We start from the raw sequence: 22,680 nt of genomic DNA, 5'->3' as shown, positions 1-22,680 counted from the left end.
AGGCAATGGGAATGAAACGGTCGCGGCTCGGCTCGCTCGACGTCACTTCAATCGGTCTCGGTTCCGCCCCGCTCGGCGGATTGTTCAGCCCGGTCAGCGATGCCGATGCGGAAGCGACGATCGCGCGCGCCTGGTCGCTTGGGGTGCGCTTCTTCGATACGGCGCCGCTCTACGGCTTCGGCCTCGCCGAGCGGCGATTAGGGGCCTTCCTGCGACAGCAGAAGCGCGAGTCTTACGCCATCTCGACCAAGGTCGGCCGCCTGCTGCGCGCGCCAGATGGCGGCGCCGCCGAGGACGAGCACTATAAGGGTACGCCGCGCGAGCGGCCCGTGTTCGATTTCAGTCATGACGGCGTGCTGCGATCGGTGGAGGAGAGCCTGGGCCGGCTCGGGCTCGACCGTGTCGACGTCCTCCTGGTGCACGATCCCGACGATCACTATGACGAGGCGGTCAATGGTGCCTTTCGCGCGCTCCAGCGCTTGCGCGAGGACGGCACCGTCAAGGCGATCGGCGCCGGCATGAACCAGTCGGAGATGCAGGTCCGTTTCGCCGAGGCCGTGCCGGTCGACTGCTTCCTGCTCGCCGGGCGCTACACGCTGCTCGACCAGGGCGCGCTGGATGCGCTATTTCCGCTCTGCACGGCGAAAGGCATCGGCATCCTGCTCGGCGGCATCTACAACAGCGGCATTTTGGCCAATCCGCACACCGGTGCGAAGTTCAATTATCAGGACGCCGACGCAACGCTGGTGGCGCGAGCGCTGGAGCTCGACGCGCTCTGCCGCAAGCATGGCACCGAGCTGAAGGCCGCCGCGCTCCAGTTCTGCATGGCGCATCCGGCCGTCACGGTCGCCGTGATGGGCGCACGCAATGCCGCTGAAGTTTCCGACAACATCGCGATGTCGGAGAGTGCGGTGCCGGCCGCGTTCTGGCACGAGCTGCGGGCACGGAACCTCGTCGATGCGCGCGCGCCGCTGCCGGGCGGGGCGTAAGGCATGATCATCGACGCCCATCAACACTTCTGGGATCCTGCACGCGCCGATTATCCCTGGATGGCAGCGGACGAGCTGACGCCGATCCGCCGCGCCTTCGGTCCGGCCGATCTCGCGCCACTGTTGAAAGCGAACGGCATCGACGCCAGCATCGTGGTGCAATGTCGCTCCGCGCTGGAGGAGACCGAGGAATTCTTGCGCGTTGCGCACGAAAATCCCTTCGTCGTTGGTGTGGTCGGCTGGGCTGATCTGACGGATGGTACGGTTGGCGAAACCCTTGATCGGCTTCGCGCTTCACCCGGCGGCGGCAAGCTGGTCGGCATCCGCCACCAGGTCCACGATGAAGCCGATCCCGATTGGCTGCTGCGCGAGGACGTCCAGCGCGGCCTCACCGCATTGTTCGCCCGCGATCTCACCTACGATTTCCTCGTCCGCGCCCGCGAGCTGCCGTCGGCGATCGCAACCGCTCAGGCGTTTCCGCAAGCGCGGTTCGTGCTCGACCACGCGGCCAAACCGCCGATCGCCGACGGCGGCAGCGCCGAATGGGCCGATCGCATCGCCGCGCTTGGAGCTTGCGGCAATGTCTGGTGCAAGATCTCCGGGCTTGCGACCGAAGCGGTCTGGATCGACTGGGATGCGGAACGCCTGTTTCCGTTCGTCGCGCACGCCGCGAGGTGTTTTGGCGAAGACAGGCTGATCTTCGGCTCGGACTGGCCGGTGTGCCTGCTTGCGGGGAGCTATGGCGAGATCAAGAGCGCGCTGGAAGCCTGCCTGGCGAAGCTTGGCCCGCAGCTGCGGGACAAGGCTTTTGGGGCGAATGCCAAGGCTGCGTATCGGTTAAGTTGATTGCAGCAAATGCGCGCTCTTACCCTCTCCCCTTGTGGGAGAGGGTGGCTCGCCGCGGAGCGGCGAGACGGGTGAGGGGTCTCTCTCCGCGAGCTATCGTTTGCATTTGAGTTTGCTGAAGCAACCCCTCATCCGGCGCTTCGCGCCACCTTCTCCCACAAGGGGAGAAGGGAGGAAGCCGCGGCGTGCGCCTCAGCCTATTCCGACATCGGCTTGTCGGAGATGTCCCAGTCCTTGCCGGTGAAGGTGGAGATGAAGAGCGTCTTCATCGGCGTGTAGTCCCCGGGCGTATAGCTGTAGGTGACGCCGTCGAGGAAGTAGGGCGAGTGGAAGCCCGCCAGCGTCGAGGCTTGCTTCAGCACGTTGCCGCGGGTGAGATCGTCGCCGCAGCGACGCAGGATCTCGCCCATGGTCACGGCCTGGCCATAGCCGGCGAAGGCGATGGTGTTGTCGGGGTCGATGGCCGGCGTGTATTTCTTGCGCAATTCCTCGAACGCCATCACGTCGGGGTCCTTCTCCCATTTGGGCAGGCCGACCTCCTTGTTGTAGCGGATGGCGACGATGCCGGTGGCATTCTCGAGGCCCGCGGCATTGAGGATCGAGCGGCCGGTCGAGCCGGCGGAAAGAAGCTGCAGCGGCTTCCAGCCGAGCTCGGCGACCTTGCGGATCGACTGCGACGACGCCTTGCCGGTCGAGATGTTGTAGAAGACGTCGGCGCCCGACTTGGAGAGATTGATCAGCTGGGAATCGACGGTCGGCTCGGTGAGATCGTAGGTTTGCTCCATGATCACCTTTGCGGTGCCGCCGGCGTCTTCCAAAACCTTCTTGAAGGGACCGAGGAAGTCGCGACCAAAGTCGTCGTTCTGGTAGAGGATGCCGATCTTGGCATTCGGCTTCACGCTGACGACGTGCCGCGCCAGGATGCGCGCCTCGGTCGGATAGAGTGGCAGGCCCGCCATCGTCCATTTGAACTCTTTCGGGTTGTTCCACTTCGACGCGCCGGTGTTGAGCAGCAGTTGCGGCACGCCCTTGGAGTTCAGGTATTTGTGCACGGCGGTCTGCGGCGCGGTGCCGAGCGAGCCGTACAGCGCGAGCACCTCTTCCTGCTCGACCAGGCGCCGCGTCGCCTCGACGCATTTCGGGGCGCTATAGGCATCGTCCATGGTGAGAAACTTGACCTTGCGTCCGTTGATGCCGCCCTTCTCGTTCAGCATCTGGAAATAGGCCTCGCCGATGCGCCCGAGCACGCCGTAGAGCGAGCCGGGGCCGGAATGCGGCACGGTCTGGCCGATCTTGATCTCGGTGTCGCTGGCGCCCGCATCATATTTCTTCTCCGCAGCCCAGACGTAAGGCGCGGGCAAGGTGGATGCGGCGATGGTGGCGAGCGCGGCGGCGCTGAAATCGCGCCGCGATGGATTCTTGGTCATTGTTGTTTTCTCCCTGATGCGCGCATTGTGCTGGGAACGCAGCACGGCTCGCAAGTGGGAAGTCACGGCTTTGCGACGCAATGACGCTCAAATCACGGGGCGTTAGCGCCTAAACTCAAGTTTTCTCGGCAACGATCACAAGGCCGCGCACCGGCTCGTTGTTCTCGATCCGAGGCGAGGCCGGCTCCAGTGTCAGGAGCTTGAGGCCGGCCTTGGCGATGGCGCCGCGCACATATTCCGCCGAATGGGCATAGCGCAGGCCTTCGCCGAGAACGATGCCGCTGCCGTCATGCGTCTCCAGCGTGAAGGCGAGCACGCCGCCGGCTACGAGCACGCGCCTGGCTTCGCTCAGTACCGGCGCGAGATCGGAGAGATAGACGAACGCATCCGCGGCGACGACGAGGTTCGCGCATCCATCGCCCTTGCTCTGCAACCCTTCGATCATGTCGGTGACTTCGAGCTCGGCATAGAGGTTGGTGGCGCGCGCCTCCTTGATCATGCCGGGCGACAGATCAATGCCGATGAAATGGTCGACCTGTTTGGCGAAGGCGGCGGCCGCGAGGCCGGTGCCGCAGCCGAGATCGATGGTGCGCTTGAAGAAGGCTGGCTTCTTCGCCGCGACGCGCGCGGCCAGCACCGCCTTGAAGATCAGCGCGGGGGCGCGGTAGCCGAGATCGTTGATCAGCGCATGCTCGAAGCGTGGCGCGTATTGATCGAACAGCGCCTGCACGTAAGCTTTGGGCATCTCCGACATCTCGGCGTCGCCGAGCCGCATCAGATGCAGGCCGGCGCCGTGCTGGTCATCAGGATCGCAATCGCGCGCCTTGCGGAAAGCCTCGATCGCCTTGTCGCGCTCGCCGAGCTGCTGACGGATCTCGCCGAGCGTGAACCAGGCCGAGGTGAAGTTCGGCGCAAGCTCGATCGCCTGCTCTATGAGGTCAGCGGCGGCGGGCAGGTCGCCCTTGAGCTGGAGGTCGCGCGCGAACTCGAAGCGGCGGTCGGCCATGAGATCGCCGGAGGTCTGGAACAGGCGGAGGGGCATTGGGAACCAACACTCGTCGTGCCGGCTCGCCGGCAATCCATCAAAAAAGCAACTGTTTAAGTGGATGGAGGCGCGGGTCAAGTCCGCGCATGACGGGTGAATTGGAGGCGCTCGCTTCCTATATGACCACCATGCGCCCCCAAGACATCCTGCTGCCAGTTGCTGCCGGCCTGTGCTGCAAGCCCGGCGGCTTCCATATCGACCCCGTTCGCCCGGTCGAGCGGGCCGTGATTACCCACGGCCATTCCGACCATGCCCGCGCCGGCCATGGTGCGGTGCTGGCGACGCAGGAAACGCTGGACATGATGCGGCTGCGCTACGGCGAGAATTTTGCCGGATCGACGCGAGTCATCAACTATGGCGAGGAGATCCGGCTCGGCGACGTCTGCGTGAAATTCCACCCGGCCGGCCATGTGCTGGGTTCGGCACAGATTGCTGTGACCTGCAAGGACACCTGCATCGTCGCTTCCGGCGACTACAAGGACGCGCCCGATCCGACCTGCACGCCGTTCGAGCTGGTGCCCTGCGACGTCTTCATCACCGAGGCGACGTTCGGGTTGCCGGTATTCCGGCATGGCGATGCGAGCGACGAGGTGAAGAAGCTGCTGGCCTCGGTCACGCTGTTTCCGGAGCGCGCGCATCTCGTTGGGGCCTATTCGCTCGGCAAGGCGCAGCGAGTGATCGCGCTGCTGCGGCAGGCCGGCTATGACGCACCGATCTATCTGCATGGCGCGATGGAGAAGATCACCGAGTACTACCAGAGCCGCGGCATCGATCTCGGCGAGCTCAGGCCAGTGAAGGGCGTGAAGAAGGCGGCGCTCGCCGGCACCATCACGCTGGCGCCGCCCTCGGCGACCTCCGATCTCTGGACGCGGCGGTTTCCCGATCCCGTCACCGCGTTTGCCTCGGGATGGATGCGCGTGCGCGCCCGGGCGCGGCAGCGTGGCATCGAGCTGCCGCTGGTGATCTCCGATCATGCTGACTGGGACGGACTCACCGCCACCATCGCCGCGACCGGCGCCGGCGAGATCTGGGTCACGCACGGCCAGGAAGATGCGCTGGTGCATTGGTGCCAGAGCAGGGGCCTGCGCGCGCAGCCGCTCGATCTCGTCGGCTATGGCGACGAGGAGGAGAGCGAGACACCGGCCACAGACGAGGCCGAGGCATGAACCGCTTCGCCGAACTCCTGGACCGTCTCGCCTACGAGCCCGGCCGCAACAACAAGCTGCGGCTGCTCACCGGTTATTTCCGCGAGGTTGGAGACCCCGACCGCGGCTACGCGCTGGCCGCGCTCACCGGCGCGCTCAGCTTCAAGCACGCCAAGCCCGCCTTGATCCGCGATCTCATCGCCGCGCGCACCGATCCGGTGCTGTTCGGTTTGAGCTACGACTATGTCGGCGATCTCTCGGAGACGGTGGCGCTGATGTGGCCGAAGGCGCAAAACAATTCGCAGTCTTTTCCGGGCCACCCCTCTCCCCCGCCCTCCCCCACAAGGGGGGAGGGAGCGCAGCGCAGTGCGGCGTTGTCAGCGAGCACAATATCTCTCAGCGATTTCCAAAGTGAGGGACGCACGAGCCTCTCCGTTCCCTCCCCCCTTGTGGGGGACGGTCAGGGAGGGGTGTCCCGCGGGCGAGATGCTGATGAGTCCCCTCACGCCCGCAACCACAACAATCCACCGCCGCCGACCCTGACCGAAGTCGTCACCACCTTGCGCACGCTCGGCAAGACCGAGCTGCCGAAGCAGCTCGAGCGCTGGCTCGACGAGCTTGATGAGACCGGCCGCTGGGCGCTGCTGAAGCTCGTCACTGGCGCGCTTCGGATTGGTATCTCCGCGCGGCTGGCGAAGACCGCGGCGGCCGCGCTCGGCGACAAGGATCCGCATGAGGTCGAGCTGATCTGGCCTGGCCTTGCGCCACCCTATCTCGACCTGTTCGCATGGCTGGAAGGCCGTGCCGAAAAGCCGGTCAACCGCGATCCCGCGCCGTTCCGGCCCGTGATGCTGGCGCATGCGATCGAGGACAGCGATTTCGCCGCGCTCGATCCCGCCGACTACATCGCCGAGTGGAAATGGGACGGCATCCGCGTGCAGGCGGTGGCGGGCCGCGATGATCGCGGCCACATCACGGCGCGGCTCTATTCACGCACCGGCGAGGACATCACGGGGAGCTTTCCCGATCTCGTGCCGTCGCTGCGCCTGCCCGGCGCGATTGACGGCGAGCTCTTGATCCTGCGCGAGGGCCGTGTGCAGAGCTTCAACGTCCTGCAGCAGCGGCTGAATCGCAAGGTCGTCTCGCCAAAGCTGATCAAGGAATTTCCGATCCACCTTCGCGCCTACGATCTGCTCGGCGACGACGAGAACGATTTGCGCGAGCTGCCGTTCGCGGAACGGCGCGAACGGTTGGAGACCTTCATCAAGAAGCTCGACGATCCCCGCATCGATCTGTCGCCCACCGTCGCCTTCGCAAGCTGGGACGCGCTCACCGCCGCACGCGCCGATCCCGCAAGCGCCGGTGCCGGCGAAGACGCGGACGCCGTCGAGGGCGTGATGCTGAAGCGGCGCGATGCGCCGTATCTGCCGGGCCGGCCGAAGGGGCAATGGTGGAAGTGGAAGCGCGATCCGCACATCATCGATGCCGTGCTGATGTATGCGCAGCGCGGTCACGGCAAGCGCTCGTCCTTTTATTCCGACTACACCTTCGGCGTCTGGACCGCGGGCGAGGGCGGCGACGAGCTGGTGCCGGTCGGCAAGGCCTATTTCGGCTTCACCGACGAGGAGCTGCTGCAGATCGACCGCTTCGTCCGCCGTAACACCACGGAAAAGTTCGGCCCCGTCCGCCATGTCGTGCACGAGGGCGACAAGGGCTTGGTGCTGGAGGTGGCATTCGAGGGCCTGCAGCGCTCGCCGCGCCACAAATCCGGCGTCGCCATGCGCTTCCCCCGCATCAGCCGCCTGCGCTGGGACAAGCCGCCGCGGGAGGCCGATCGGCTGGAGACGCTGGAGAGGATGCTGAAGGCGGAGGCGGCGGAGATTGAGGTATGAGTGCGTTTTATGAGAGCGCTCGATTGTCGCCAGGGCGGAGATGCGCTCCCTCTCCCGCCTGCGGGAGAGGGAGCGGGAGAGGGCTGTCTCCGCGATGGGACAATCCCCTAGAGGAGAAAGCCCTCACCCGCGCCTTCGGCGCGACCTCTCCCGCAAGCGGGAGAGGTTGGCGCCCGCGGCCGGCAGCGCGCCCAAACCGAGGCTACCCGAATTAAACTCCCGTAACCCGATTGACGGTCCGTCACGGGTTCCCCATGTGCCTCGCCGTGCCCTATAATGGGTCGAATCCGCCTACAGGAGTTTGAGATGGTCCAAGACGTCAGAGATTTGCCGGCCGGCCGCAACGACGGGCTGAACCGCTTTCTCGGCGGCTCGCCGCTGGCGGTCGCGTTTCGCCTGGTCCTGCTCTCGATCCTGGTCGGCGTCGTGCTCGCCGCGATCGGCTTCGATCCCTGGAACATCCTCACCAGCATTCGCCTGTTGTTCCAGCGGCTCTGGGATCTCGGCTTCGACACCATCAACTGGCTGTGGCGCTACTTCCTGCTCGGCGCAGTCATCGTGATCCCGATCTGGCTGCTCTCGCGCGTGTTCGGCACGCCGCGCGGCCGGTGAGATTTTGAAGGTCCGCAGCCGATGCAATTGCGTTTTGTCGGCTGCGGCGATGCTTTCGGCTCCGGCGGCAGGCTCAATACCTGCTTCCATGTCTCGGGGCGCGAGGCCAACTTCCTGATCGACTGCGGTGCGTCGGCTCTGCCGGCGCTGAAGCGGCTCGAGATCGCGTGCGAGGACATCGATCTCATCCTGATCACGCATTTCCACGGTGATCATTTTGCCGGGCTGCCGTTTGTCCTGCTCGACGCGCAATTCTCGCGGCGGACGCGGCCGCTGACGATCGCGGGCCCGCAAGGCATCGAGACGCGGCTGCGCGAGGTGATGGAGGCGTTGTTCGAGCATTCCTCAAAGACGAAGCAGCGCTTCGAGCTCTCCGTCGTCGAGCTCTCGCCCGAGCAAAGCCGGACTTTCGGTGCCGTGACGGTGACGCCCTATCCGGTCGTGCACGGCGAATCCGGCGGCCCCTTCCTCGCCTACCGCGTCGAGGCCGAGGGCCGCACGCTCGCCTACAGCGCCGATACCGAATGGACGGAGACGCTCATTCCGCTGGCGCATGGCGCGGATCTTTTCATCGCTGAAGCCTATATGTACGAGAAGGTGGTGAAGAACCATCTCAGCCTGAAGTCCTTGGAACAGCATCTGCCCGACATCGGCGCCAAGCGGCTCGTCCTCACCCATATGAGCGACGACATGCTGTCGCGCCTCGACACGCTGCCCCATATGGCGGCCGAGGACGGCATGGTCGTCGTGTTCTGAACCATGCACGCGCCCGTCCATCCCAAAGTCGGCACACGTGAAGTGTTCGCCATCGCCGGGCCGGCGATGGTCGCGAACCTGACCACGCCACTGATCGGCATTGTCTCGACCACGGCGATCGGCCGCCTCGACGATGCCGCGCTGCTTGGCGGCGTCGCGATGGCCTCGGTGATCTTCGACTGCCTGTTCTGGCTGTTCGGCTTCCTGCGGATGAGCACGCTCGCCTTCACCGCGCAATCGCTGGGCGCGGGCGACACGCGCGAGCCGACCGCGATCCTGGCGCGCGGCTTCATCGTTGCCGGCCTGATCGGCGCCGCGCTGATCGTGCTGCAACTGCCGCTGGCCGCATTGCTGTTCGATCTCATGGGCGGCAGCGAGGGTGTGACGCAGGCCGCGAAGACCTACTTCAAGATCCGGATCTGGTCGTCGCCGTTCGCGCTCGCCAATTACGTCATCCTCGGCTGGCTGATCGGCCAGGCGCGTGCCAATTCGGCCTTGATGCTTCAGGTCGTCATCAACCTCGTCAACATGGCGGCGACGATCCTGCTGGTGCTGATCTACGACACCGGCATCGCCGGTGCCGCGATCGCCGCGCTGTTGTCGGAAGCGGTCGGGTTCGCCCTCGGCGTGATCGTCTGCCGCCATTATGCCGATGGCGGCTTTGCCGTGCCGTACGCGACCCTGCTCGACCGCGACAAGCTGTTGCGGATGCTGGCGGTGAACACCGACATCCTGATCCGCACCGCGGCGCTGATCGCCGTATTCCTGTTCTTTACCGCCAAGGGCGCGCAGGCCGGCGACGTTACGCTGGCCGCCAACTCCGTGCTCAACAATTTCCTGCTGGTCAGCGCTTTCTTCCTCGACGGTCTCGCCAACGCAGCGCAGCAGCTGTGCGGCCGCGCCGTTGGCGCGCGCGATGCAAAGGGCTTTGCGGATTCGACCCGGCTGGTGCTGCTATGGGGGCTCGGCTTCGCGCTGGTGGTGTCGGGACTGTTCGCGCTGTTCGGGCCCGCCTTGATCGATTTCATGACGGCGAGTGACGACGTCCGCCGTGCCGCGCGCGAATTCCTGCCGTTCGTCGTGCTCGTGCCCATCCCCGGCGTGTTCGCCTTCGGCTTCGACGGCATCTATATCGGCGCGACCTGGGCGCGCGAGATGCGCAATCTGATGCTGGCTTCGCTGCTGATCTTCCTCGCCGCCTGGTGGGCGCTGCAATCGCTCGGCAATGCCGGATTGTGGTCGGCGCTGATGGCCTCCTACCTCTCGCGCGGCGGCTTGCAGGCCGCACGCTATCCGGCGCAGTTCCGGACGACGTTTTCGATATCGTAGAAGAACCGTAGCCCGGACGATGACTGCGTTCGGGGCACGAGATCGCCTTACATCCCCGGCCAATCTTCCGCCGTGAGCGTCGCGGCATCGGCGCCGACGATCTCGGACAGCGAATCCCGGCCGGTGCGGAGCAGCGTCGAGGTGAGGTCGCGCTTGATCTCGTCGACGAGGCCGAGGCCCTTGTAGATCAGCGACGAATAGAGCTGGATCAGGCTCGCACCGGCACGGATCTTGGTCAGCGCGGCACCGCCCGAATCCACGCCGCCGACGCCGATCAGCGGGAACGCGCCTTCGACGCGCACATAGGTCTCCGCGACCATGCGCGTCGACAGGCGGAACAGCGGCCGGCCGGAGAGGCCGCCTTGCTCCTTGGCGCGCATCTCCTCGCGCAGCGTGCTCGGCCGCGCAATCGTCGTGTTCGACACGATCATGCCGTCGACCCGGCGCGAACGCGCGACCTGCACGACATCGTCGAGCTGGGCGAGGCTGAGGTCCGGGGCGATCTTGAGCAGCACCGGCGTGTCGCCGGCTTTCTGGCGCACACGCTCGCGGGCGTCGATCACCCGGGCGAGGAGATCGTCGAGCAGGGCGCCTTCCTGCAAATTGCGCAGGCCCGGCGTGTTCGGCGAGGAGACGTTGACGGTGAAATAGCTCGCGACCGGCGCAAAGGTCTCGATCAGCTTGACGTAATCGGCGACGCGGTCCGGCGAATCCTTGTTGGCGCCGACATTGACGCCGACGATGCCGCCATGCTGCGCGCGCGCGGCGAGCCGGCGCAAGGCGACGTCGGCGCCGTCATTGTTGAACCCCATGCGGTTGATGACGGCCTCGTCGCGCTCCAAACGAAACAACCGCGGCCGCGGATTGCCGCTCTGCGGCCTTGGCGTCACCGAGCCGATCTCGACGAAGCCGAAGCCGAGCCGCAGCAACGCGTCCGGCACCTCGGCGCTCTTGTCGAAGCCCGCGGCCATGCCGATCGGATTGGGAAAGTTGAGCCCGAAGGCGCGCATCGCAAGCTTGGGATCGTCAGCGCGCGGCTTGACCGGCGGCAGGAAGCGCAATCCTTGGATCGCGAGGCGATGGGCGTCTTCCGGATCGAGCCAGCGCAGCACCGGCAGCGAAAAGGCGTCGAAAGCGCGGATCACGGCAGCAGCTCCGGAGTGTCGTGGCCGCCGTCCGAGCGGATGTTGAGGTTCATCACCGACAGCACCGCGCCGAGGTCGAGCTCGCCATAGAGATGTGGAAACAGCTCGTCATTGCGCGAGCGCTCCCAGCGCAATTCGCTGCCGAGCGCGTCGCCGTCGACCTCGACCAGGAACAGCGCGCGCTGTCCGACATAGTGCTTGCGCAAGGTCTCGGGAACCTGGGCAGCGGTGGAGAAATGGATGAAGCCGTCGCGCGCATCGTCCGCGCTGCCCCGGTAGACACCCTGCCGTTCCGCCTCACGCCAGGCCGAGGCCGGACAGATTTTGTAGATCTTGACCACCGCTTGCGCAGCCCTGTTTGTTCTTTGAGTCAGCTCTTTGAGTTTCTTGGGTTTTTTCGCCGCGTGCGGGTCCCCGAAACCCGGGCGCGACCGTAAAGGCCGCCCCTTCCGAACTCAAGGCTTAGAGCCTATTCCGCTCCGATGAAATCGGAACGGGTCTCTAAATTCCTGTTTTGGTGCGTTTTCTTGCGGCGTTTTCCTGGGGCCAGCCGGTATCCATTTCGCTTGAGGGCGGCTGCCGCGCCGCCTCTTGCGCGAAAAACGGAAAACCGGTTGATTTGAGGATAGTTTTCCTGAGTTGCGACGGGCTGGACCTTGCATGGTCAGGCAGGCCAAAGCGCAGAGGATACTGACGCACGACCAGATCTGGGTCGCCCTGGATCGGTTGGCGGCGCGCGCCGGTCTGTCGCCGTCCGGTCTTGCCAAGCGCGCCGGGCTCGATCCCACCACCTTCAACAGGTCCAAGCGCGTCACCTCCGACGGCCGCGAGCGCTGGCCCTCGACCGAATCGATCGCAAAGGCGCTGGCCGCGGCCGAGTCCTCGATCGAGAGCTTTGCGCGGCTGATCGACGATGACGCCGGCGACGGCCGCTCGGTACCGCTGCTCGGCTTCGCGCTGGCCGGCGCGAGCGGCGCTTTCGATGAGGCCGGCTTTCCATCCGGCAAGGGCTGGACCGAAATCGCGCTTCCCACCGAGGACAGCCACACCTTTGCGCTGGAGATTTCCGGCGATGCGCTGCTACCCGCCTATCGCGACGGCGACCTCATCCTGGTCTCACCCGGCGCACCGATCCGCAAAGGCGATCGCGTGGTAGTGAAGACCAGGGCGGGCGAGGTGATGGTCGCGACGCTGGGGCGCCGCACCGCGAAGGCGCTGGAGCTTCAATCGCTCGATGCGTCGCAGGCCGGGCGCACCATGGCGGCGAGCGATGTGGCGTGGATGGCGCGCATCATGTGGGCGAGCCAGTGAAGGCGAGGGCACTGCTCACGTGCAACGTACTCAACGGATCCACGGAAGCTCTCACAGCACCTCGAAGACCTTGTAGGCTACGGCGCCCTCGACGAGATAACCCTTGCCGACACAGACGATGTCATTGAGCCAGGCGTAGGTCTGCGAGCCGGTCTCGAACAGCGGATTGGTGCGGAAGTAATATCCGGCGGGATCGACCTTGGTGCGTCGCGCGGGATCCGCCATCTCGGCGCGCAAAGCCTGCGGCGTCACCCAGCGGCCGCCATAGGTCATGTAGATCAGCTCGCCATCATGCGTCCGCAGCGACAGGCGCACATCGAGCGTCATGGTGCCGTCGGCGCGGAATAAGGCCCAGTCGCCGCCGCCCGGCAGCACCTCGCCGCGCAGGCGCGGGCCTTCGAACGAGCCCTTGGCCGCCCCGAACAGCACGCGCTGCCCGACCGGCCCGGCGCCGAAATTAAGGCGCGGATCGAGGTCGACAACGATGTCGAAGAGAAGTCTGGTCGCGAGGTCGCCGACGGGCTTGATGCGGGGATCGGCCATGGTCTGACGCTCCTGTTGCGTGGATGGAGTTACGCCGCCTGCGTCGCTTCGCCGAACAGCTTGCGCCTGACCGCGTCGGTCGAGACGCCGGATTGGGCGCAGAGTTCGGAGAGATCGAAGACGAAGCGCTCATACGCGATCTTGTCGTCGCGAAAGGCGAAGGCGATGAACACCGGCAGCTCGGCGCGACGGCCGTTCGGCACGGCCCCGAAGCGATCCCCCGTCATCGTCATCCGCGCGGTGCCCCAGCAGACCAGCGTGTCGGCGGAATTGGCGTGGCCGTCGAGGGTGACGTGATAGTCCGGGAATGACTTGAAGAAGCTTGTCAGGATGCGCTCGTTTTCGGCGAGACCCTGCGCCCTGGTGCCGAAAGCCGGCGTCTCCAGCACCATGTCCGGATGCAGAATCTCCAGCGCCGCAGCGACATCCTGCCGGCTCTTCGCGATCGCCAGCCCTTCCGCCAGCTCGAACATGCGTTTGCCGTCCACGGCTACCTCGCCAGCTTTTGACATTTTATATGTCTAATACATACACCATGTATGTTATATGCAGTTTGTTACCGACGCGTCAAGCGTTAGGTTGCGCGCGATGCGGGCGAAGGATCCTCCGAGAAGTCGTCGGGAAGAGTACAGCGAGGCCACACGGCAGGCGCTGCTCGATGCCGGCCGCGATGCGTTTGCGGCCCACGGATTTCAGGCGGCCGGCATGGAGGCGATCTCGCGGGCGGCGCGGGTCACGCGCGGCGCGTTCTACCATCACTTCGAGGACAAGAAGGCGCTGTTCGACGCCGTCGTCGTCGCCATGCAGCGCGAGGCGGCCGGCAGAATCGAGATCGCGGCGCGCAATGAGCGCAAGATCTGGGATCGTCTCAGCGCCGGCATCGACGCCTATCTCGACGCCTGCGAAGAGCCGGACTACGCGCGCATCGTCATCCAGGAAGCGCAGGCCGTGCTCGGCGAGCCGCGCTATCGCGAGATCGAGGAGACCTATCCGACCGCGCTCCTGATCGCGACGCTGCGGGCGCTGAAGCGCGATGGGGAGTTGCACGCGGACGATGTCGATCTGCTCAGCCGGATGATCGACGCCATGATCTGCAAGATCGGACTGCTGCTGCCCCACGCCGAGGATTCCAGGAAGCTGCGCAGAAACGGGCAGAAGATCGTCGCGGCCGTGCTGGAGACCTTTCGCCAGAAGGTCTGAATCCGCTTCCGGCTCGCGTCACTCTTGCATCGCCATTGCGACTCACCGCCGCTCTCGCATAGGTTGCGGCCGATATTGCCAGTCAAATTCATCTCTGGGGGAATACGATGAATCGCCGTCACGCATTGAAGGCTCTCGCGGGTCTTGCGCTTTGTCCGCTCTGCAAGCCGGCCTTCGCAGCCGAAGGCGCGCATTGGAGCTATGAGGGCGTCGGCGGTCCGGCCAAATGGGGCGATCTCGATGCGGCCAACAAGGCCTGCGCGGTCGGCCTGCAGCAGTCGCCGATCGACATCGAGGGGACGATCAAGTCGCAATTGCCGGTTCTGAAGCTGAACTGGGGCAAGAGCGCCGACACCATCGTCAACAACGGACACACGATCCAGCTCAACTTCGCCGAGGGCAGCACGTTGATGCTCGGCGACGTCAAGTACAAGCTGCTTCAGGTGCACTTCCACCGGCCGAGCGAGCACATGATCGGCGGCAAGAATTTTCCGATGGAGGCGCATTTTGTCCATCGCAACGAAGCCGGCGGCCTCGCCGTGGTCGGCGTGCTGATGGCCGAGGGCAGGCCGAACCCGGCGTTCGGCAAGATCGTCAAGACCATGCCGGCGGCGGAAGGCCCGGCGGTGAAGGCGGATGCGAGCATCGATCCGCACGCCATGCTGCCGCAAAAGCTGAGCTACTTCCGCTATCCCGGCTCGCTGACGACTCCGCCCTGTTCGGAAGTGGTCGAATGGCTGCTGCTGACCACGCCGATTCAGGTGTCCGCCGCTGACGTCGCCGCGTTCGCAAAACTCTATCCGATGAACGCGCGCCCGGTGCAGAAGGACAACCGGCGCTACGTGCTGAAATCGATTTGAGCTGAAGCAAACGGTCCGTAGCCCGGATGGAGCGCAGCGTAATCCGGGACCAGGCGTGCAATTTGCGAGAACCCCGGATTGCGCTTCGCTCCATCCGGGCTACCTCTTGCCTCACGCGCTCCGCGCCAGCGCGCCGTCGATCATGTTGACCGCGTTCTGCACCCCGTACACCGCGACGAAGGAGCCGAAGCGCGGGCCCTTCTCCTGGCCGAGCAGGACCTGATAGAGCATGTTGAACCAGTCCAGCGTGACGCCGGGACGGCCGTCCTTGCCCTTCTTGACCTGATCGAGGAACGGCTCGCGGCGGCCGATCTCGTAGACGACGTTCTGGATGTCCTCGGCAGATGCGTCCTGCGCAAGCTGTGACAGCGCATCGCGCAAATCCTGCAGCGCGCTGCGCTCGGTGTCCGAGGGCACGCGGAACTGCTTCGTCGGCGCGACGAAGTCGCGGTAGTAATTGATGGCGTAGCCGACCATCGCATCGAGCTTGGGATGCGTCTGCGGCGAGACGCCCGGACGATAACGGCCGATGAAACCCCAAAGCGTCTCGGCATTCTCCGCGTTCGACGACGACACCAGCGTCAGCAGGAGCTGGAAGGTGACGGGCATGTCGCCCTGCGGCGGCTTGCCGTTGTGGATGTGCCAGACCGGATTGCCGAGCTGCTGCTTGCCATCCTGCCTGGCGAAGCCGTCGATGAACTGCTGATAATCGTCGACGTTGCGCGGGATGACGTCGAAATACAGCCGCTTGGCCGCCTTGGGCTCGCGATACATGAACAGCGACAGCGATTCCGGCGAGGCGTAGCGCAGCCACTCGTCGATGGTGAGGCCGTTGCCCTTCGACTTCGAGATCTTCTGGCCCTGCTCGTCGAGGAAGAGCTCGTAGTTGAAACCTTCGGGCGGCGTGCCGCCGAGCGCCCTGGCGATCGCGCCCGAGAGCTTCACCGAATCGATCAAATCCTTGCCGGCCATCTCGTAATCGACGCCGAGCGCGACCCAGCGCATCGCCCAATCGGCCTTCCACTGACACTTGACGTTGCCGCCGGTGACGGGCGTCTCCACTTCCTGGTTCGTGTCGGGGTCGACATAGGTCACGGTGCCGGCCGCGACGTCGCGGCGGATCATCGGAACTTGCAGCACGACACCATTGGTCTTGCTGATCGGCAGGAACGGCGAATAGGTCGCGCGGCGATCGGGTCCCAGCGTCGGCAGGATGATCGCCATCACCTTGTCGTAGGCAGCCAACATCTTGAGCAGCGTCGCGTCGAAGCGGCCGGACGTATAATAGTCGGTCGAGCTCGCGAACTCGTAGTCGAAGCCGAAATGATCCAGAAACGCGCGCAGGCGCGCGTTGTTGTGCGCACCGAACGAGGGGTACTCGTTGGAGAACGGATCCGGCACCCGCGTCAGCGGCTTGCCGAGATGCGCGGCCAGCATCTCCTTGTTGGGAACGTTGTCCGGCACCTTCCGAAACCCGTCCATGTCGTCGGAGAATGCGAGCAGGCGCGTCTTGACCTTGTCCTCGGTCAGCACGCGGAAGGCATGGCGCACCATCGAGGTGCGCGCGACCTCGCCGAACGTGCCGATATGCGGCAGGCCTGACGGTCCGTAGCCGGTCTCGAACAGCACCTCGTCCTTCGGGCTTTTCTTCAGCCGCGCGACAATGGCCTTCGCCTGTTCGAACGGCCAGGCGTTGGATTGTTCGGCGAGCGCGCGCAAATCGCTCGGGCTCATGTTGGGATCGATAACGGACATCAAGGGGGCCTCCGGGCCGCGGAAAATAGCGATTTCCGGGCAGAATGCAAAAGTTGCGGAGCAACTATCGCGGGGATCGTAGGGTGGGCAAAGCGAAGCGTGCCCACCACCTCAAAGACGTGGGACACGGCGCTGACGCGCCTTTGCCCGCCCAACGGCAGTTTGCTCGTCGCGGGCGCAGGGCTAAAACGGGCTCACCGAGAAATACCGCAGCCACAGATCGGTGTAGCGGCCCTTTTCCCAGACGCGGAACAGGGCCCAGTTCAGGGCCTGGCGCAGCACGTCGTTGCCCTTGCGCACGGCGATGCCGATGCCTTCGCCGAAGAAACGGCTCTCGACGAAGGGGCCGCCGGAGAAGGCGCAGCAATCGCCGGAATCGGTGCCGTTGATCCAGAACGCCAGCGAGATGGCGTCGCCGAAGATGAAATCGACCTCACCCTTGCGAAGGGCGGCGCGCATCGCGTCGTCGTTGGGATACGCGTGCAGCTCGGCGTCGGTGAACATCGCCTTGAGATAGGCCTCGTGCGCGGAGCCGGCGATGACACCGACCTTCTTGCCCTCGAGATATTCGGGGCAGATCTCCGGCATCACCGCCTCCTTGCGCGAGGCGAAGCGCGCCGGCACGCGGTAATAGGGGTCGGTGAAGTCGACGCGGGCGCGCAGCTGCGGGCTGACCGCCATAGAGGCGATGATGGCATCGCCGCGGTTGGAGGAGAGCGCGTCGACCAGCGTCTCGAAGCGCCGCATCTGCACGGTGCAGGTGACCTTGATCTCCTCGCACAGCGCGCGGGCCAGATCGACGTTGAAGCCGGCCAGGTTGCCGTCGGCGCCGGTGAAATTGAACGGCGGATAGTCGGTCTCGGTCAGGAAGCGGATCACGGTCAGGCGCGACAGGTCCGGCCGCTCCGGTCGCCGCCGCGGGTCCCAGAACCCGGGCACGGCCTGCGGGGCGGCCTGGGGCGCGACCTGCGGCGTGGCCTGAGGCGCCGCCGGGGGCCGCTTGGCGGGCGCCTGGGCCTGGACGTCGGGCAAGCCGATGAGCAGGCAGGCGCCGACGGCTAGCCCCGCCAGCAAGCCACGGGCAGATTTGGACGATTTCGCCTGTTGCGATGGAGCCATCGGCCGGAAATGAACGAATTTCATTGGGATCGGAGGGCGTTATAGACCATCCCGACGGGAACGCGAGCATGGAATGCGGCCAAGTCGAGGTGCGCTCCCTCTCCCGCTCCCGGGTCGCTCCCGGGGGAGGGCCGGGGCGGGGGTATCTCCGCGGGCGAGCCCCAATGTGGAGAGAGCCCCACCCGGCGCGCTGTGCGCGCCGACCTCCCCCCGCAAGCGGGAGAAGTTGCACCGAGAATGCCACTCGATCCTGGCGCTCTTCTCAGAGGTACTTCTTCAAATCCGCCGCCGCCTCGTCCGGCGTGCGCTTCAAATTGAACGGGGAGACGAAGCGGCCGTCGCGGTCCATCAGATAGATCAGCGCGGTGTGGTCCATGGTGTAGTCGCCGTCCTTGGTCGGGACCTTCTTGGCGTAGACCCGGTAGGAGGTGATGACCTTGGCGGTCTCGGCGGGATCGCCGCTGAGGCCCTCGAGGTGCGGATCGAAGCTCGACAGATACTCCTTCATGGTCGCCGGCGTATCGCGCTCGGGATCGACCGAGATGAAGACGGCATTGACCTTGTCGGCGTCCTTGCCCATCGCGCGCAGCACCTCCGAGATCTCGAACAGCGAGGTCGGGCAGACATCTGGGCAATGGGTGTAGCCGAAGAAGATCAGGGTCGGCTTGCCCTTCAGGCTCTTGTCGGTGACGGCCTTGCCGTTCTGGTCGGTCAGCTGGAACGGGCCGCCGATCGCGGCCGGCTGCGCCACCTTGCTGACCCCGCCCATGGCCCAGAACATGATCAGGAGGCCGACAACGAGGCTTGCGGCGAAGGCGGTCGCAATCACCAGCGGACGGGCGGCGGAACTCATGAGCGAAAAACTTCCTGTGGCGGATCAGAAGCAGGCGGCGAAACCGGTCCTGATCATTTCGAAGAACATCTGCGTGCCGTAGTGGAACCACAGCGCCAGCGCGCCGAGCACGAGCAATCCGCCGAGCCCCGCGCCCGCCAACAGCAGCACGAACGGCGTGCGGCCGGCAGTGGGCGAATTGTCCTGTAGCGGATGCGAGGGGTGCAGCGGTTGAGCCATGACAACGATCGGGGCGAAGGTCGGGGTTTCCCTGCCTTTCAAATAGGCGCTGGGGCGTGGCCGGGCAAGCGCGGCGGCCGGGAGGGGGATCACGGGGTGCGGAAGTACGTCCCATTCTCGTCATGCCCGGCTTGTCCCGCCTGCGCGGCCGAAGCCGCTTCGGCGCGGCGAAGGGCCGGGCATCCACGCGCTTTTCACCGAGCCCAAAAACGTCGATGGCCGGGACAAGCCCGGCCATGAGCAGTGCTAGGAGTGACGAGTGTGCGCCTACCGCGACGACGGCTTGTTGGCCGAGGCTTGCGCATCCAGGTAGCAGGGCTTGTACATGGCCTGGAGCTGCTTGCCCTTCAGGAACAGCATGTGCGGGGTGAGGCCGCCGCGCTGGGTGATCCAGCGTTTCACCTGCGACGGATACATCGCGTAGAGCATCTGGGTGGCTTCGGCGTTGGTGACGGCGCGGCCGTTGGTGCCGAAATCCCACGCGGCGTGGAAGCCGAGCGTCGCGTGCGAGGTCACGCAGATGCGGTCGTGCGGGATGGCGCCGAGGACGATGGTGCAGGCCGAGGCGCAGAGGCCGTCGATGATGACGGTGTCACCTGACTGCCGCAGGTCCTGGTATTTGTCGACATAGGTTCCGATCCGGCCACCGCGGTCATCCGCGATCCGAACCACCGCGTGAGAAGCCCCCATGCAAGCGATCAGGAGAACCGCCGCAAGCAACCCCGTCAGAAACTTCATTGTCCCCCGCCCCAGTCGAATTCGAATCTGCGTGTTCGGTGGTGATGCGCGACTAGCGTCTGTCGTAACCGCGGTTTTGTCTAGGCAGGCCGGCTCGCTCAAAACAAATTCAAATCCAGTGTTGCGTCCGCGCTGCACCCGATGGGTCTCTATCCCCAAAGTGGAACAAGTTAATGATGTCTTATGCGCCACACCCTTGATCTCAGTTACAACCGCTGGCTTCAATCCGGGCGACTACAGGGAGGAACCTGTGGCGGGGGAATCATGGAGGGGGAAACACATGGCTGAAGAGACTGACGTCATCGTTGTCGGCGCGGGCCTATCGGGACTGGTTGCCGCAACCGAGATCGCGGATGCGGGCAAGCGCGTGATCGTGGTCGACCAGGAAGGCGAGCAGTCGATCGGCGGCCAGGCGTTCTGGTCGTTCGGCGGATTGTTCCTGGTCGATTCGCCGGAGCAGCGCCGGCTCGGCATCAAGGATTCCTTCGACCTGGCCATGCAGGACTGGATCGGGGCCGCCGGCTTCGACCGCGACGAGGACTTCTGGCCACGGCAATGGGCCGAGGCCTATGTGGCATTCGCCGCCGGCGAGAAGCGCGCCTGGCTGCGGGCGATGGGCCATCGCATCTTCCCGGTGGTCGGCTGGGCCGAACGCGGCGGCTATGACGCGATGGGCCACGGCAATTCGGTGCCGCGCTTTCACGTCACCTGGGGCACCGGGCCCGGGCTCGTCGAGCCGTTCGAGCGCCGTGCGCGCGAGGCGATGAAAAGCGGCCGGCTGAGCTTCAGGTTCCGCCACCGCGTCGATGCGCTCTCGATCACCAACGGCACCGTGGATGGCGTCAGCGGCGCCGTCCTCGCGCCTGACAACGTCGAGCGCGGCAAGAGCTCCTCGCGCAACGTCGTCGGCGAGTTTGCGCTGAAGGCGCAGGCCGTGATCGTGGCGTCCGGCGGCATCGGCGGCAATCACGAGCTGGTGCGGCAGAACTGGCCGAAGCGGCTCGGTGATCCCCCGAAGTTCATGATCTCCGGCGTGCCCGAACATGTCGACGGCCGCATGATCGGTATCACCGAGAAATCAGGCGCGCGGCTGATCAATCGCGACCGCATGTGGCATTATGTCGAGGGTATCCAGAACTGGAATCCCATCTGGCCGCGCCACGGCATCCGCATCCTGCCCGGCCCGTCCTCAATGTGGTTCGACGCCACAGGCACGCGGCTGCCGGCGCCGCTGTTCCCGGGCTCCGACACGCTCGGCCAGCTCAAATACATCATGTCGACCGGCTATGATTATTCCTGGTTCATCCTGACCCAGAGCATCATCAAGAAGGAGTTTGCGCTGTCGGGCTCGGAGCAGAATCCCGACCTCACCGGCAAGAGCTGGCGCATGACCTTGCGCCGCGCCACCAACAAGGGGGCCCCCGCGCCGGTCGAAGCATTCAAAAGCCATGGTGTCGACTTCATCGTGCGCGACAAGATCGAGGACCTTGTTGCGGAGATGAACAAGCTTGCCGGCAGCGACCTTCTCAAGCTCGAGCACATCAGGATGCAGATCGAGGCGCGCGACCGCGAGATCGCCAACGCTTACGTCAAGGACGCGCAGGTGATGAACATCCACAATGCGCGCCGCTATATCGGCGACAGGCTGATCCGCACCGCCTCCCCGCACAGGATCCTGGATCCCGCGCAAGGGCCGCTGATCGCGGTCAAGCTCAACATCCTCACCCGCAAGACGCTGGGCGGCTTCGAGACCGATCTCGACTCGCGTGTGTTCGGCGGCGAGGGCGCCGTCATTCCCGGCCTCTATGCGGTCGGCGAGGCCGCCGGCTTCGGCGGCGGCGGCGTGCATGGTTATCGCTCGCTGGAAGGCACCTTCCTCGGCGGCTGCCTGTTCTCGGGCCGCAATGCCGGCCGGGCCGCGGCGAAAGCGGTGGGGTAGGTCATGCGGCGGTGGATGCTGCGCATCGGCGCGCTGGTCGCGGCATTGGCCGCCGCGTCAGTCGCATCCGCCGAGACGGTCGACGTCAACGGCGTGAAGCGGTCCTACACCGCGCAGCTTCCCGCGAAGAAGCCGGCACCGCTCGTGATCGTGCTGCACGGCAAGACCCAGCGCGGCGCCGACATGATCTCGCGGACGGCCTGGCCGCAGGTCGCAAAGCGCGAGGGCCTGGCCGTGGTCTTTCCGGACGGGCTCAACAATGCCTGGGCGGACGCGCGAACCAAGGCGGGGCCTGCGCTGCGCGGACCGCCCGCGGGCACCGACGACGTCGCCTTCCTCGCAAAGCTCGTCGAGAAGCTGGTGGCCGACGGCACGGCCGATGCAAAGCGCGTCTTCGTCGCGGGCGTCTCCAATGGCGGCGCCATGGCGATGACCATGGTCTGCGCCCGCGCCGATCTGTTTGCGGCCGGTGCGAGCGTGATCATGAATCTCACCGACGAGGCCGCCGTCACCTGCCATCCGTCAAGGCCGCTGCCGATGCTGCTCATGAACGGAACGGCCGACCAGCTGGTCCCATATGAGGGCGGTCGCGGATCGAGCTATTTTGCCGCGGACGGGTTCTGGTCGACCGAGGAGACGCTGGCGTTCTGGCGCAAGCTCAATGGCTGTGAGACCGACGATGCCAGCGTGACCGACTTGCCCGACAAGGCGCCTGCAGACCAATCGACAGTGACCCGGATCTCATCGCGCTGCCCGAGGGGACACGACGTCGTGCTCTATCGCATCAACCATGGCGGCCACCGCATGCCTGGATTTTCTCCGGATGCCCGCTTCCCGAGGGTCGCAGCCGGCCTGCTCGGGCCGCAGAACGGCGACATCGATGGCGCCGAGACGATCTGGGCTTTTTTCAGTCAGTTTCCATGAGGCGCACATGCTCGGCGTTGACGGCATGCGTGC

The 22,680-nt window shown here is 65.4% G+C and carries 23 protein-coding genes; 12 read left to right on the top strand and 11 right to left on the bottom strand.

The features are described 5' to 3' along the window. Positions 1–11: 11 nt before the first annotated feature. Together A3AS_RS0127940 and A3AS_RS0127935 are read left to right on the top strand one after the other, a co-directional pair. Positions 12–989, top strand: coding sequence for an aldo/keto reductase (locus A3AS_RS0127940; protein ID WP_018320837.1), 978 nt, complete (start codon positions 12–14; stop codon positions 987–989). A 3-nt stretch (positions 990–992) separates the two neighbouring features. Next, positions 993–1,835, top strand: coding sequence for an amidohydrolase (locus A3AS_RS0127935; RefSeq protein WP_018320836.1), 843 nt, complete (start codon positions 993–995; stop codon positions 1,833–1,835). Between the two features lie 197 nt (positions 1,836–2,032). On the opposite strand, the gene A3AS_RS0127930 is transcribed toward A3AS_RS0127935, so the two are convergent. Continuing rightward, positions 2,033–3,262 (bottom strand): ABC transporter substrate-binding protein, encoded by a 1,230-nt coding sequence (locus tag A3AS_RS0127930; RefSeq protein ID WP_026202429.1) that lies wholly within the window; start codon positions 3,260–3,262, stop codon positions 2,033–2,035. A gap of 115 nt (positions 3,263–3,377) precedes the next feature. Beyond that, positions 3,378–4,304 carry a class I SAM-dependent methyltransferase gene (locus tag A3AS_RS0127925; protein ID WP_018320834.1) on the bottom strand — a complete coding sequence of 309 codons (927 nt, stop codon included), beginning with the start codon at positions 4,302–4,304 and terminating at the stop codon, positions 3,378–3,380. Between the two features lie 131 nt (positions 4,305–4,435). Here A3AS_RS0127925 and A3AS_RS0127920 point away from each other — a divergent pair, with 131 nt between their 5' ends. The 5 genes from A3AS_RS0127920 (at position 4,436) to A3AS_RS0127900 (ending at position 10,041) form a co-directional block, all read left to right on the top strand. Beyond that, complete coding sequence (locus A3AS_RS0127920; protein WP_049815012.1) at positions 4,436–5,473, top strand: ligase-associated DNA damage response exonuclease; 1,038 nt, start codon at positions 4,436–4,438, stop codon at positions 5,471–5,473. Further along, entirely contained in the window at positions 5,470–7,344 is a 1,875-nt protein-coding gene (locus A3AS_RS0127915; protein WP_018320832.1) for an ATP-dependent DNA ligase, read from the top strand. The genes A3AS_RS0127920 and A3AS_RS0127915 overlap by 4 nt, the downstream gene beginning before the upstream one ends. A gap of 306 nt (positions 7,345–7,650) precedes the next feature. Then, positions 7,651–7,956 (top strand): DUF6460 domain-containing protein, encoded by a 306-nt coding sequence (locus A3AS_RS0127910; protein WP_018320831.1) that lies wholly within the window; start codon positions 7,651–7,653, stop codon positions 7,954–7,956. A 21-nt stretch (positions 7,957–7,977) separates the two neighbouring features. After that, a complete protein-coding gene (locus tag A3AS_RS0127905; RefSeq protein ID WP_018320830.1) occupies positions 7,978–8,712 on the top strand; it encodes an MBL fold metallo-hydrolase in 735 nt (244 codons plus the stop codon). Positions 8,713–8,715: 3 nt separating this feature from the next. Next, the gene (locus A3AS_RS0127900; protein ID WP_018320829.1) at positions 8,716–10,041 is read left to right on the top strand and encodes an MATE family efflux transporter; all 1,326 of its coding nucleotides are present in this window, start codon (positions 8,716–8,718) and stop codon (positions 10,039–10,041) included. Positions 10,042–10,088: 47 nt separating this feature from the next. On the opposite strand, the gene A3AS_RS0127895 is transcribed toward A3AS_RS0127900, so the two are convergent. Both A3AS_RS0127895 and A3AS_RS0127890 read right to left on the bottom strand, forming a co-directional pair. After that, the gene (locus tag A3AS_RS0127895) at positions 10,089–11,186 is read right to left on the bottom strand and encodes a quinone-dependent dihydroorotate dehydrogenase (RefSeq protein ID WP_018320828.1); all 1,098 of its coding nucleotides are present in this window, start codon (positions 11,184–11,186) and stop codon (positions 10,089–10,091) included. Further along, positions 11,183–11,527, bottom strand: a complete 345-nt coding sequence (locus A3AS_RS0127890; RefSeq protein ID WP_018320827.1) for a DUF952 domain-containing protein — start codon at positions 11,525–11,527, stop codon at positions 11,183–11,185. Before A3AS_RS0127890 ends, A3AS_RS0127895 begins: the two co-directional genes overlap by 4 nt. 319 nt (positions 11,528–11,846) lie before the next feature. Here A3AS_RS0127890 and A3AS_RS0127885 point away from each other — a divergent pair, with 319 nt between their 5' ends. Then, complete coding sequence (locus A3AS_RS0127885) at positions 11,847–12,497, top strand: helix-turn-helix transcriptional regulator (RefSeq protein ID WP_018320826.1); 651 nt, start codon at positions 11,847–11,849, stop codon at positions 12,495–12,497. A gap of 51 nt (positions 12,498–12,548) precedes the next feature. Here A3AS_RS0127885 and A3AS_RS0127880 read toward each other — a convergent pair whose 3' ends face one another. Beyond that, positions 12,549–13,040: a DUF3237 domain-containing protein gene (locus A3AS_RS0127880; protein ID WP_018320825.1), complete on the bottom strand. Its 492-nt coding sequence runs from the start codon at positions 13,038–13,040 to the stop codon at positions 12,549–12,551. Positions 13,041–13,069: 29 nt separating this feature from the next. Then, entirely contained in the window at positions 13,070–13,528 is a 459-nt protein-coding gene (locus A3AS_RS0127875) for an ester cyclase (protein WP_018320824.1), read from the bottom strand. A 100-nt stretch (positions 13,529–13,628) separates the two neighbouring features. Between A3AS_RS0127875 and A3AS_RS43880 the strand changes: the two genes are divergently transcribed. Both A3AS_RS43880 and A3AS_RS0127865 read left to right on the top strand, forming a co-directional pair. Beyond that, a complete protein-coding gene (locus tag A3AS_RS43880) occupies positions 13,629–14,240 on the top strand; it encodes a TetR/AcrR family transcriptional regulator (RefSeq protein WP_018320823.1) in 612 nt (203 codons plus the stop codon). A gap of 107 nt (positions 14,241–14,347) precedes the next feature. Further along, positions 14,348–15,100, top strand: a complete 753-nt coding sequence (locus tag A3AS_RS0127865; protein ID WP_018320822.1) for a carbonic anhydrase — start codon at positions 14,348–14,350, stop codon at positions 15,098–15,100. A 111-nt stretch (positions 15,101–15,211) separates the two neighbouring features. Here the strand turns inward: A3AS_RS0127865 and A3AS_RS0127860 are convergent, their stop codons facing one another. From A3AS_RS0127860 to A3AS_RS0127840, 5 genes are all read right to left on the bottom strand, one after another. Further along, on the bottom strand, positions 15,212–16,855 hold the full coding sequence (locus tag A3AS_RS0127860) for a lysine--tRNA ligase (RefSeq protein ID WP_018320821.1): 1,644 nt from the start codon (positions 16,853–16,855) through the stop codon (positions 15,212–15,214). A gap of 183 nt (positions 16,856–17,038) precedes the next feature. Beyond that, positions 17,039–17,974 (bottom strand): transporter substrate-binding domain-containing protein, encoded by a 936-nt coding sequence (locus tag A3AS_RS0127855; RefSeq protein ID WP_026202428.1) that lies wholly within the window; start codon positions 17,972–17,974, stop codon positions 17,039–17,041. A gap of 262 nt (positions 17,975–18,236) precedes the next feature. Next, positions 18,237–18,827, bottom strand: a complete 591-nt coding sequence (locus A3AS_RS0127850) for an SCO family protein (protein ID WP_018320819.1) — start codon at positions 18,825–18,827, stop codon at positions 18,237–18,239. Positions 18,828–18,851: 24 nt separating this feature from the next. After that, positions 18,852–19,046 (bottom strand): hypothetical protein, encoded by a 195-nt coding sequence (locus A3AS_RS0127845; RefSeq protein ID WP_026202427.1) that lies wholly within the window; start codon positions 19,044–19,046, stop codon positions 18,852–18,854. A 267-nt stretch (positions 19,047–19,313) separates the two neighbouring features. Beyond that, positions 19,314–19,784: a hypothetical protein gene (locus A3AS_RS0127840; protein ID WP_018320817.1), complete on the bottom strand. Its 471-nt coding sequence runs from the start codon at positions 19,782–19,784 to the stop codon at positions 19,314–19,316. A 280-nt stretch (positions 19,785–20,064) separates the two neighbouring features. On the opposite strand from A3AS_RS0127840, the gene A3AS_RS0127835 reads away from it, so the two are divergent. Both A3AS_RS0127835 and A3AS_RS0127830 read left to right on the top strand, forming a co-directional pair. Then, entirely contained in the window at positions 20,065–21,723 is a 1,659-nt protein-coding gene (locus A3AS_RS0127835) for an FAD-binding dehydrogenase (RefSeq protein ID WP_018320816.1), read from the top strand. A 3-nt stretch (positions 21,724–21,726) separates the two neighbouring features. Further along, a complete protein-coding gene (locus A3AS_RS0127830; RefSeq protein ID WP_018320815.1) occupies positions 21,727–22,647 on the top strand; it encodes a PHB depolymerase family esterase in 921 nt (306 codons plus the stop codon). Positions 22,648–22,680: the final 33 nt, after the last annotated feature.

It is taken from the genome of Bradyrhizobium sp. WSM2793 (genome assembly GCF_000379585.1).
GTDB lineage: Bacteria > Pseudomonadota > Alphaproteobacteria > Rhizobiales > Xanthobacteraceae > Bradyrhizobium.
The sequence above is the reverse complement of the archived record's forward strand: the minus strand, read 5'-3'. Positions and strand labels throughout refer to the sequence as shown.